The sequence below is a fragment of the Candidatus Zixiibacteriota bacterium genome, from assembly GCA_035574315.1.
Lineage (GTDB): Bacteria > Desulfobacterota > Binatia > UBA9968 > UBA9968 > DATLYW01.
In genome coordinates, this window is the sequence record DATLYW010000015.1 from 80104 (window position 1) to 91848 (window position 11745).

General features: G+C 65.5%; 11 protein-coding genes. 8 read left to right on the forward strand and 3 right to left on the reverse strand.

The window, feature by feature from the left end; genetic code table 11:
* Positions 1–208: 208 nt before the first annotated feature.
* Complete coding sequence (locus VNN77_04635) at positions 209–1252, forward strand: extracellular solute-binding protein (GenBank protein HXG50681.1); 1044 nt, start codon at positions 209–211, stop codon at positions 1250–1252.
* Positions 1253–1292: 40 nt separating this feature from the next.
* Positions 1293–2984 (forward strand): thiamine pyrophosphate-binding protein, encoded by a 1692-nt coding sequence (locus VNN77_04640; protein ID HXG50682.1) that lies wholly within the window; start codon positions 1293–1295, stop codon positions 2982–2984.
* Between the two features lie 9 nt (positions 2985–2993).
* Here the strand turns inward: VNN77_04640 and VNN77_04645 are convergent, their stop codons facing one another.
* Positions 2994–3353 carry a hypothetical protein gene (locus tag VNN77_04645; protein ID HXG50683.1) on the reverse strand — a complete coding sequence of 120 codons (360 nt, stop codon included), beginning with the start codon at positions 3351–3353 and terminating at the stop codon, positions 2994–2996.
* The gene (locus tag VNN77_04650) at positions 3350–3850 is read right to left on the reverse strand and encodes a polymer-forming cytoskeletal protein (protein HXG50684.1); all 501 of its coding nucleotides are present in this window, start codon (positions 3848–3850) and stop codon (positions 3350–3352) included. The genes VNN77_04645 and VNN77_04650 overlap by 4 nt, the downstream gene beginning before the upstream one ends.
* Positions 3851–4344: 494 nt before the next feature.
* Here VNN77_04650 and VNN77_04655 point away from each other — a divergent pair, with 494 nt between their 5' ends.
* Entirely contained in the window at positions 4345–5391 is a 1047-nt protein-coding gene (locus VNN77_04655; protein HXG50685.1) for a tripartite tricarboxylate transporter substrate-binding protein, read from the forward strand.
* Positions 5392–5412: 21 nt separating this feature from the next.
* On the opposite strand, the gene VNN77_04660 is transcribed toward VNN77_04655, so the two are convergent.
* Complete coding sequence (locus tag VNN77_04660; protein ID HXG50686.1) at positions 5413–6042, reverse strand: DUF2459 domain-containing protein; 630 nt, start codon at positions 6040–6042, stop codon at positions 5413–5415.
* Between the two features lie 175 nt (positions 6043–6217).
* Between VNN77_04660 and VNN77_04665 the strand changes: the two genes are divergently transcribed.
* From VNN77_04665 to VNN77_04685, 5 genes are all read left to right on the forward strand, one after another.
* The gene (locus tag VNN77_04665) at positions 6218–7006 is read left to right on the forward strand and encodes a sugar phosphate isomerase/epimerase family protein (protein HXG50687.1); all 789 of its coding nucleotides are present in this window, start codon (positions 6218–6220) and stop codon (positions 7004–7006) included.
* Complete coding sequence (locus tag VNN77_04670; protein HXG50688.1) at positions 7003–8037, forward strand: ABC transporter substrate-binding protein; 1035 nt, start codon at positions 7003–7005, stop codon at positions 8035–8037. Before VNN77_04665 ends, VNN77_04670 begins: the two co-directional genes overlap by 4 nt.
* A gap of 30 nt (positions 8038–8067) precedes the next feature.
* The gene (locus tag VNN77_04675) at positions 8068–9729 is read left to right on the forward strand and encodes an iron ABC transporter permease (GenBank protein HXG50689.1); all 1662 of its coding nucleotides are present in this window, start codon (positions 8068–8070) and stop codon (positions 9727–9729) included.
* Between the two features lie 2 nt (positions 9730–9731).
* Positions 9732–10784 carry an ABC transporter ATP-binding protein gene (locus VNN77_04680; GenBank protein HXG50690.1) on the forward strand — a complete coding sequence of 351 codons (1053 nt, stop codon included), beginning with the start codon at positions 9732–9734 and terminating at the stop codon, positions 10782–10784.
* Between the two features lie 226 nt (positions 10785–11010).
* On the forward strand, positions 11011–11451 hold the full coding sequence (locus VNN77_04685) for a hypothetical protein (GenBank protein HXG50691.1): 441 nt from the start codon (positions 11011–11013) through the stop codon (positions 11449–11451).
* Positions 11452–11745 lie beyond the last annotated feature (294 nt).

An 11745-nucleotide genomic window follows, 5' to 3' on the forward strand; every position in this document is an offset into this window, starting at 1 on the left:
CCGGAACCCGCAAACCTCAATGAGTTCCTTCTCCCATACTGTCTTAGCTCTTGATATGTCAAGGAGCAAAGGTTGCTGTGCTCCCGGCCCTTGAGGACGGAGGAATCAACCGTTGACGCGCGGCCCCCGGTGTAATAAACGGAAGCTCGTCGACGAACGGGCCGGAGGCGGTGAAGCCTTTCCGAGGAACCGGCCCGGGGGAGGCGCCATGAAACGTAGCAAGCCATTTTCGACCCTGGCGACTGTGTCGAACGTGCTTCTTTGCGTTGCGCTCTTCGTGGCGGGCGCCCCCGCCTTCGCGCAGGAGAGCCGGCTCGCCGAGGCGCGCAAGGAAGGGAAGGTCGTCTGGTACACGGGCGCGGCCGCGATGACGGCCAGCCGCGTAGCGCAGCTTTTTGAGCAGGCCTATCCGGGAATCAAGGTCGAGGTGCAGCGCTCGGGCTCCGAGCGAATTTTCCAGCGGATCATGCAGGAAGCGTCGACCGGCATCAGGAATGCCGACGTCTTCAATTCCTCGGACGCCGGTCATTACGTGCTGCTCAAGAGAAAGGAGATGCTGGCCCGCTACGCTCCCGCCGGCGCCGAGCGCTTTCCCGAAGCGTTTCGCGATCCCGCCGGCATCGCCTTCGGCTGGCGCGCGTTCCTGATCGTTACGTCCTATAATTCCAAGCTCCTCCCCGCCGCCGAGGCGCCGAAGACCTGGAAGGATCTGCTCGACCCCAAGTGGAAGGGAAAGCTCGTGACCGCCCATCCTGGCTACAGCGGCGCGATCGCGACTTACATGCTGGCGCTGGTCAACCTCTACGGCTGGGACTATTTCAAGCGGCTCGCACAGAACAAACCGCATCTGACGCAATCGGTGCACGACCCCGCTCAGACCGTCGCGGCGGGAGAGCGTCTGGTCGGAGCCAACGGCGCGGAGTATTTCCTGTATTCGCAGAGGAAAAAGGGCAACCCGCTCGGCATCGTCTACCCGCAGGACGGCGTTCCGCTGGTGATCTCCCCGTCGGCCATCACCGCGTTCTCGCCGCGGCCGGCGGCCGCGCGGTTGTTCACCGATTTCATCTTCAGCAAGGAAGTGCAGCAATTCCTCGCCGACCGGGAGGGGCTGTACGTGCCGCATCCCGAAGTCGTCTATCCCGCGGACAAGCCGAAGCTCTCGGAGCTGAAGCTCCTCCTGGTCGATCCGGAGGAGCTGGAGCGGCGCAACGAGGAGATCCGCAAGCGCTTCACGGAGTTCTTCGGCGCGTAACCGGGCGGATTCCGCGGGTTTCAAACGAACCGGAGGTTCGATGGCTCGAGTCACGGGGGCTCATCTCGTCTGCAAGGCGTTGAAGCTCGAGGGCGTGAGAAACGTCTTCGGCCTGGCCGGGGATCATATCCTGCCGATCCTCGACGTCATGGCGGACCAGGACTTTCGCATCTTCGATACGCGCCACGAGCAGGCCGCGGTGCACATGGCGGACGCGTGGAGCCGCATCACCGAGCAACCCGGCGTCTGCCTCTACACCACGCCGGGCTTCGCCAACGCGATTCCCGGCCTCGCCAACTCGATGCACAACGAGTCCACGGTACTGTCGATCGCCGGGTGCGCCGACCGGCACGATCTCGGGCGGGGAGCCCAGCAGGAAATCGAGCAGGTCGCCATGGCCGCGCCGGTCACGAAAGGCGCTTTCATGGTCGACGACGCGCGCCGGATCCCCGAGTACATCGCCCGCGCCCTGCGGCTCGCCTTCTCCGGCCGGCGCGGCCCCGTCCATCTCACGATCCCCATCGATCTTCAGGAAAAAACGGTCGACGAGGACGAGGTGATCTTTACGCCGCCGGAGGCGTACCGGCCCCCAGCCCGCCCGCACGGCGATCCCGAGGCCGTGCGCCGGGCGATCGCCCTTTTGCGCCGGGCCGAAAGACCGATGGTGATCGCGGGCAGCGCCGCCGGTTACACGCTCTCCGGCGAGGCGCTTCAGCGATTCATCGAGACCACCCGCCTTCCGGTCTTCACCGAGGAGCAGGCGCGCGGGCTGATCCCCGACGATCACCCGTACGCGTTCGGATTCTTCGAGCGCGGTTTGAATCGCGCCGCCGGGCGTCTGCGGGAGGCCGACACCGTTTTGTTGCTCGGTCGGAAACAGGATTTCACGATCGGCTTTTGCCGGCCGCCCAGCGTCGCCGCGGGCGCGCGCCTGATCCAGGTCGATCCCTCGCCGCTCGAGATCGGACGGAACCGCGGCGTGGACGTGGGGATTTGCGGCGACGTGAGCGCGGTGCTGGCCCAGCTCACGAAAGAGGCCGAACGCGAACCGTGGAAGGAGCTTCCGTGGATCGAGGAGCTGCGCGCGACCCGTGCGGCGCAGACGAGATGGGCCGAAGACCTGGCCCGCCCGGAGCAGCCCATGCACGCGCTTTTCGTCCACAAGACGGTCCGGTCGCTTCTGGGTCCCGACGACTGCCTGGTCTTCGACGGCGGCGACTTCTGCCATTTCGGCCGCTCCTACCACCCGGCGCTCAAGCCGAAGCGGTGGCTTTACGTGTCGAGCCTCGGGATGCTGGGCTCTTCGCTTCCCACGGCGCTCGCCGCCAAGATCGCTTACCCGGACTCGCGGGTTTTCATGCTGACGGGCGACGGGGCCTTCGGCTTCAACGGAATGGAGTTCGATACTGCGGTGCGCCACCGCCTCGACATCGTCGCCGTTCTCGGGAACGACGCCGCCTGGGGTATCGACCGGCAAATCCAGCTCGGCCTCTACGGCCGGCCGGTCGCCACTGAGCTCAGGCAGAGCCGCTACGACGAGCTGGCGCAGAGCCTCGGAGGATATGGCGAGTTCGTGGACCGCCCGGAGGATCTGGGCCCGGCGTTGCAGCGGGCGTTGGCCGCGGGACGGCCGGCGCTCGTCAACGTCGCCGTCCGGCGCGCGATCAGCCCGAGAGCCGAAGCCGCCATCGAACGGCGAAAGGCCGCGGCCGGCAAGGGCGCGCGGAGGTAGTTTTCTCGATCAGACCGGCGCCAGCGGCACCGAGACCTCGACCTTGAGCGAAAACGTTCGCTCCTCGCTTCTCGAGAGCGCTCCCACGCCGACCGACTGCCGCGAAATCAGCCTTCCCGCCTCGTCGTGGACCTCGACCAGGATCGCGTACTCGAGCGCCTCCTGCTCGCCGTGGTGGCGGATCGTCCCCTGGACCGAAAGCGGGCAGGTTACGTGATACGGCTGCGGCGCGATCCCGCCGGGGGCGGCGAACCGCAAAGCGTGCTGGCAGATCGGGCAGGATACCGCGCTCTTGAGGATCGTCGCCTTGCAATGCGGACAGATCCGCGATTCGCCCGGAGCGGGCGCGCGGCTCGTCCTCGCCTTCATACAACGGACGCGCTCTTCGCGGTCTCGTGAGATCGCATGCTCGGCGCGGCTTTCACGCTTTCGGATTCATTCCATCCGAACTCGACGTTGCCGCGCATCTTCGCGCCCGGGGCCACCGTCAACGTCTTTGCCTTGAGATCTCCGATCACCTGACCGCTCTCGAGCAGCTTCACGTGGCCGCTCGCGACGACGTTCCCTTCCAGTTCTCCCTCGATGGTGACCGTCTCGGCGTTGATCTTTGCGGTGAGATGGGCGCCCTTTTCGATGTTGAGGTCGCCTTTGATATGGATGTCGCCTTTGAACCTGCCGGCGATGCGGACGTCGGCGTCACCCTCGATCTTCCCTTCGATGGTCACTCCAGGGCCGAACACCGATTCCTGCCGGCTCCTGAGCGGGCTTTCCCTGCGGGACGCCACGGCCATCGGAGTCACGCGCGCGGGCTCCTGCTCCGGGACCTCGCCTTGCTCGTTCTGCATCGAGTCTTTCCAAAGCGCCATAGGACCTCCCTCCTGGAACGGTTACGGGCCGCAAAGCCCCGTCGAACGGAAAATCGAGCGATGCCGCTGGTGGGCGAGAGCAAAGGAGGTGCCATCCGGACTGAGCTGGCCTTCGCGACCCGGCGCCAAGGCCGCTCCGGCACGACTCATCATCGGGCGCGTCGAGATTGTTGCCGCTTCCCCGCAGCGCCGCTCGCAGGGAGACAAAAATCGAACCGGACCGCGGAAGCCCGCCGCAAGAGCGGCTGTTCAAATTTGTCGTTTTCGGAGAAAGTTGTACATCGGCAGTTAGTTTCTGGTCGCGGTATCTGGCTTCCGGTTTCTTACAGTGAACCGTTGAGCCTGGAACCATTGCACTGCTGCACTGCCCGACGCGGAAAAGTCTCGGCCGAACAACTCCGCATCCAGGCCGCTCCGGCGGGTCCCGGCGCCGCTTGCGCAAGCCACGGCGCCCGCCGTATAAGCAGCTGTCGCCACGCGAACGGGAGGGCCCGATGAGCGCCAACACCCTTTACCGAATCGGCCTGCTGCTTCTTGCCGCCAGCACGCTGCCGGCTCGCTTTGCCGCCGCGCAGAGCGCGCCGTTCTACCAGGGCAAGACCATTCGCATCGTCGTCGGCTTCACCCCGGGCGGCCTTTACGACCAGTACGCCCGCATTCTTGCCCGGAACATGCCCAAGCACATTCCAGGAGCACCCGCCGCGCTCGTGCAGAACATGCCCGGGGCGGGCTCGCTGACGGCGATGAACTACGTCTACAACGTCGCCAAGCCGGACGGGCTGACGCTGGCCATGGTGGGAAGCGGGATCTACCTCGACCAGCTCCTCGGGCGAAGCGAGGTCCAGTTCGACATGAGCAAGATCAACTACGTCGGCAGCGTGGACCGCCGCGATCTGCTCCTCTACATGAAGTCCGACACGCCATGGAAATCGATCGAGGACGTCATCGGCGCCAGGGATCTCCCGAAATGCGGCGCCACCGGCACCTCCGACCTCACCACCATACTGGCCAACGTGCTCGACGAAACCCTCGGCGCGCGCCTCACCGTCGTGCGCGGCTATCCCGGAGGCGCCGAGATCGACCTGGCGATCGAGAAGGGCGAGATTCAGTGCCGCGGAACCGGGATCACGACCCACTTCGCGCGCGAGCCTTATTTCACCTGGCACAAGAACGGCTTCGACCGGCATCTGTTGCAGACGGGAGCGCAGAGGGATCCGCGGCTGCCCGAGGCCGCGACGCTGAACGAGTTGATGGAAAAGAAAAGAACGACGGCGATCGGCCGAAACGTCGCCCGCTTGATGCTGGTTTCCGCGACCCTGGGCCGCCCCCTGGTCGCGGCTCCCGGGATTCCGCCCGAGCGCGTGCAGTTGCTGCGCGACGCCTATCTCAATGCGTTCCGCGAGCCCGAGGTCGTCGAGGAAGCCAAGAAGAAGCGCCTCGAGCTCACGACTCTGAGCGGGGCGGAAGTCCAGCGCCAGATGCTCGAGGCGATGAACCAGCCCCGCGAAGTGATCGAGCGCGTGCGCAAGCTGTCTCAGTGAGCGGGAAACGCAGCGCTGCGCTCATTGGAGCCTGCGCCCCGAGGCATTGCCGAGCTGGCGGGCAAGACCGCCCGCCGTAACGACGCACGCGGGGCTTACCGCCAGCCCCGCGGCATGCAACGCCTCGGCGACCCAGGTGTTGCAGGTTCTCAGAAGGCTGAACTTGCCCCTCGCCGGATAGAAACGGCTCCGCGGCGACCCTCCGGGCCGCGCCTCGGCCGCCCGGCCCTGCCCGGGCCTGAGAAAAGTTTCGGCGATGAACTTCACGAGACGGTCGAAAGACTCCTCCGAGACGGAGAACTCGTAAAGCTCGCTGCCGCGGAAGTACGACGCAACGTCTCCGGTCACGCCGCCGACGTAGAGAACGCTGCCCGAAGACCAGAAAGCCGCCTTCAGGGCCGCTCGGAGCCCGGGGTCGGGGTGCTGGTAGTAGTCCCGGTCTCCCCAACCGAACTCCAGGTAATCGGCGCCCGGAAAGTCCGCAATCTCCGGGAGGACCCGCGCTCGAATTTCCGCCGTCTTGATGACGATTCCCGAATGCCAGCCGTGGCTCACCACGAAGAAACGCTTGTTTCCCGGCGGACCCGGGTCGAAGCTCGAGCCCGAAAGCGGCTTTGCGCACGACCAGGCGAAGGCGGCGAGGATCAACATCGAGCACCGGCCTTTGCCGCGCCGAAAACTACACGGGACCACGGGGCCTGATTAGCATCGCCGATTCCGCAAAAGCAACCGTCGGCGCGGGAGAAGCCGCGCGCCGGCCCGGACCTCTTCGGTTGACAGGGGTGGCCCGATCCCACTATGGTTCTAGGGAGCCCGCGGAGGCCCTTTGCTGGTCGCGATTTCCAGCTTGCTCTTCAAGTCCCGGAACCTGGCGGACGTGATCGATCTCGCGCGCGCTCAAGGAATCCCCTGGCTGGAGGTCTGGACGGAGCATCTTCACCGTGACGACGACGGGAGCCTGCTGGAAAAGCTCCGGCGGTGCGGTCTCGGCCTGTCGGTCCACGGCCCGATCGGTGATCTCAATATCACCTCCGCCAACGCCGGGATTCGGGCGGAATCGGTGAAACAGGTCGAGCAGGCGATCGAGGAGGCCGCGCGGATGGGAGCCCGGATCATCACCGTCCACCCCGGCCATCTCACCGGCAGCAAGGATCCTCCCGAAAGCATCTGGGAGCGGCAGGTCGAAGCGCTCAGCCGCTTTGCCAGACGGGGCAAGGAGGTCGGCATCCAGGTGGCGATGGAAACGATGGAGCGGCGCGACAAGGAAGTCGTGATCGATCCCGAAGCCGCCAACCGGATCGTCGACGCCGTCGGCCTGGACAATTTCGGGATCACCTTCGACATATCGCACGCTCACACGGTGATGGACGTAGGCGAGTTCATCGGCGCGCTTCGCCGCATCACCCACATCCACATCAGCGACACCAGGGCGGGCAAGACCCACGTCCAGATGGGCGAGGGAGAGATATCATTTCCCGCAGTGTTGCGCCGGCTCGAGGCCAGGTACGACGGTCCGCTGGTCATCGAAGGCTGGCAGCCTCGCGATGAAGCGGGGATGGTCCGCCGCTCCGTCGCTTTTCTCTCCGAGCAGCTCGAGCAACTGGAGGGCATATGAAAAAGAGGGCCTTCGATCCCGCCGCTTCGCGGAAGGTTCGGTCCTGCCGCCGCGCCTTCCTGCTCCTGATCGCCGGCGCGGCGCTCGCGTTCGGTCCGGACGCCCGCGCTCAACCGAAAGCGCCCAGCCGGGTCCTGCTCTACACCTCGGTCCCGCAGGAGCTCGCCACGCAGTTCGCCCGCGCCTTCGAGAAGAAGCGGCCGGACATCAAGGTCGAGATCTACCGCGCCGGGAGCACCGAGGTCGGCGCCAAGCTCGCCGCGGAACGCGAGGTCGGAGGCATACGGGCCGATCTCCTGTGGCTCGCGGACGCGCCCATTTACTACGAGCTCAGGCGCCGCGGCGAGCTGCTCGCGTACGTATCGCCGGAGTCGAAGGCGATTCCCGCCGACCTCAAGGACCCCAAGGGCTTCTTCACCGCGGGACGGCTGATCAACATGATCATCGCGGTCAACACGGAGCTTCTGCCGCTCGCGCAGGCGCCCAGATCCTGGAAGGAGTTTCCCGACTTCGGCAAGCGGGCGGTCATGGGCAATCCGCTCTACTCGGGCTCGAATTTCGTCACCGTGGCGGCTTTCGTCCACAAGGACGGCTGGGGGTGGTTCGAGCGGGCGCGGGCCAAGGGCGTGGCGATCGTCAGGGGCAACTCCGAAGCCGCGAGCGCGCTCGCCGGGAAGGAGTTCGCGATCGCCATGACGCTCGACTACATCATCACCGGACTGATCCGGAAGGGGGCGCCGCTCGCGATCGTGTGGCCCGCGGAAGGAGCGATCTCGGTGCCGAGCCCGATCGCCATCCTCAAAGGAACGAAAAACCCCGAAGGCGCCAAGGCGTTCGTCGACTACGTGCTGTCCAGGGAGGGGCAGGAGTTTCTCGTAAAGCAGGAGGTCATCCCCGTCCGGGGAGACGTCGCCCCGCCCAAGGGACAGCCTTCGGCCGCCCAGATCAAGTTTCTGCCGATTCCCTATGAGTGGGCCGCCGAGAACGCCTCCGCAATCCGCGAGAGATTCGAGAAGATCATGCTTCAGTAGTCTCGCTCGCGTCGCTCCGGTGACCGCCGCATGGCTCTTTCGAGGTTCGACCGCCGCTACCTGCTCATGGGGGCGGCCGGCCTCTTCGTCCTGCTCGTCGTCGTCTACCCGCTCTGGCAGGTCTTCTACCGCAGCTTCCTCGACGCCGGCGTCTTTTCGTTGAAGAGCTACCGCAAGGTTTTTTCCCACCCGAGCTACTATCGCGCGCTCTTCAACTCCGTATGGGTCTCCTGCGCCACCTCGCTTCTGTGCATGCTTTTGGGGACGCTCCTCGCTTTCCTCGTCGTGAGAACCGACGTTCCGTTCAAGCGGTCGCTGCGCAGCCTGCTCGTCCTTCCCTACGCTCTTCCCTCGTTCTTCGCGGCGATTTCCTGGATCCAGTTGCTCGGGCCGCAGGGCTACCTCGCACGGTTTTTTCTCCATCTCTCGGGATGGGAGGCCGCTCCCTGGAACATCTACAGCGCGGGGGGCATCGTCTTCGTCCTCACCGTCCATTATTTCATCCTGGTCTTCATCACGGTGGCCGGCGCGCTCGAGCGCATGGACGCGAGCCTCGAGGAGGCGGCGCGGGCGTCGGGAGCCGGCACGTACCGCATCATGAAGGAAATCACCCTCCCCCTGGTGCTCCCGGCGATTCTCGCCGGCGGATTGCTTGCCTTCATCGGGGCTCTCGCCAACTTCGGGATTCCTGCGCTGCTCGGGATGCGCGCGCGGTTCTTCGTGCTGACGACGAGCATCTACTACGCGCTCGCGATCCCCGATTTCGGCCTCGCCACCGCCCTTTCCGGCATGCTCGTGGCCGTGGCGCTGGTCTCGACCGCGCTGCAGTTCGGGCTGCAGAAGGGCGAGGGGCGCTACACGGTCATCTCCGGAAAGTCGGTTCATCCTTCGGAGCTCAGGCTTCGCTCGATGCGCTACCCGCTCTTCGTCTGCGTCGCGCTCTTCGTCCTTTTGATATCGATCCTGCCGATCGTCTCGATGGTCCTGACCGCCCTGCTCCAGTACTGGGGCGCGCCGCTGCGGGCGTCGAGCTTCACGCTCCACAACTTCGCCTACGTTGCGCAGTTCGAAACCGCGCGGCGCGCGATCGCGAACAGCTTCTTCCTCGCCGCCGGCGCCGCCACCGCGAGCATGTTCGTGGGAGTGACGATCTCCTACCTGCACGTCAAGGCGAAGCTTCCCGGCAGCCGCGCGCTCGACTTCCTCGCCACCCTCCCCTACGCTGTCCCGCATACGGTGATCGCCATCGCCATGATCCTCGCGTGGTCGAGACCGCCGGCAAGTCTCTACGGCACGCTCTGGATCATCCTGGTCGCCTACCTGGCCGTCTATCTGCCCTTTGCCGTGCGCACCACGCATTCCACCCTGCAACAGGTCCACAACTCGCTGGAGGAAGCGGCCCGGGTTTCGGGGGCGAGGCTTTTCGCCCGGATGCGCGACGTGATCGTGCCCCTGGCGCGTCCCGGGATGATCGCCGGCTGGGTCCTGGTCTTTCTTCCGGCGCTAAGGGAGCTCACGGTCTCGATCCTGCTCTACACGCACGAGACCGAGACGATCGGCGTGGTGGTTTACAACCTGCAGGACGCCGGTTACCGCGAGATCGCGGCCGCGCTGGCCTCGATCGTCATGGCATTGCTGATCTTCGGGAGCGTGGCGATCCGCCGGTTGACCGGCGGAGTCGCCGGCATCTAGCCATGGACAAGATTCGAATCGAGAAACTGACCAAACGCTACGGCAACGTGGTGGCCGCCGACTGCGTCACCTTCTCGGTGCGCGACAAGGAGTTTTTCTCCCTGCTGGGACCGAGCGGCTGCGGCAAGAGCACGGTTCTGCGGTGCGTGGCGGGGCTGGAGGAGCCGACCGCGGGGGAGATCTACATCGGCGAGACCTGCGTCAACTCGACCGCGGCGGGACTCAACGTCCCGACCGAAGAGCGGCCGATCGGCATGGTGTTCCAGAACTACGCGGTCTGGCCGCACATGACGGTCCGGCAGAACATCGCTTATCCGCTCAAGCTCAAGAAAGTCCCGCAGGCGACGCTCGAGGAAAAGCTCCGCTCGATCCTCGCCACCGTGGGGCTCTCGCAGCTCGCCGAGCGCTACCCCAGTCAGCTCTCCGGAGGCGAGCAGCAGCGGGTTGCGCTCGCCCGCGCGCTCATCAAGGAGCCGGAAGTGCTGCTGCTCGACGAGCCGCTCAGCAACCTCGACGCCAAGCTGCGCGAGCAGATGCGCTTCGAGCTGAAGGAGCTGCAGCGCCGCTCCGGCATCCCGATCCTCTACGTCACCCACGATCAGGCCGAGGCGCTGTCGATGTCCGACCGGCTCGCGGTGATGAACGCCGGCCGCATCGTCCAGATCGGAACGCCCCCGGAGATCTACGGGCACCCGAGCGACCGGTTCGTCGCCGATTTCATCGGCCTCATGAACTTCATCCCGTGCTCGGTGGTCGCGCGCGAAGGCGAAACCGCCGTGGTCGAGCTGGCCGGGGGCGCGCGCCTGGAGGTCCTCGATCCCCGCGGCCACCGGGGCCGCTGCACGCTGGCGGTTCGCCCCGAGGACATCACGTTCGACGGCTCGGGTCCGATCGCCTGCCGGATCGAGATGCGAAGCTATCTCGGAAACCTGATCGACTACCGCGTGCGCGCCGACGGCGAAACGCTCCGGGTCCAGACCTCCAACGCCGCCGACTTCCGCGAAGGCCAGGAGCTTCGCCTGACGATCCACAAGGCGATGCTCTTCGCCGGGTAAGCCGCCGCGCGCCGACTCCGCGGACACGAGAAGTTCCGGAAGAAATGGCCTTTTAAAGTAGTCTTCGGGACGAATCGTCCACCGCCCGCTTCCTCCGAGCGGACAAGTTGTTTTTCGCGAACATCCATTTGGTGATATGATCGTTCCCGCCGTCGGGCAAGGGAGAGCGGCGACGGCCGAGATTCCGGACACGCGATTTCAGGAGCTCCAGGCATCGGGAGGTTGCATGGAATCGAGAAACCTGACGGGGAAACTGTACGATAAACGAAGCGGGAATTCGTCGACGGGCGCGGCCCTGATTCGGGTCGGCCCGCTCGTTCGCGACGTCGTCATCGTATGGGCGCTCACGGCAATGGGGGGTTTCGCGGTGGGCGTGATCACGGGCGGCCCCTCCGCCGATCCGCAGGGGTTCGCACGCGCCGTGGCCGTCTCCAACTTTTTCCTGGGCGTCGTCGCCTTCGCCATCATCGGCTGCCTGGCGCCGCAAGACCGCTGGCGTCATTTGCGCTTCGTTGCCGCCGGCGCTTGGGTCACCAGCCTGATCAACGTCGTGTTCTTCGGGGTGACGGTCGCCCAGTGGCTCGGCGGCGCGATCTTCCTGGCGATCGTCATGGGCATCGGAGGCGCGATTTCGGGCCTCGTCAAGCGAAACAGGACCGCCGCCTGACAATCGTGGCCGGGAGCGGCTGTGCTTTTCGGATCTCGGCTCCGGCGGGCTTGGCGGGGAGCGACTTCCCAGCTCCTTTAGCGCTTGGCGCAGGGGGAATTCGCGGACAGCCTGGAGCGGTCTATTCCTGTCGGACGGCCCTTCCATCAGCATGCCCGGGTGATTGTTTGAATGACGGATTCCACCTCTGGCGGAGCTGTGGTCCTTATCTTGATTGGTTTCATGACTTTCTCCCGCCGTCACTGAAAAAGAATGCTTCTAGCAGAACGCCTGGGCCATGGTCTGGATGCGGGC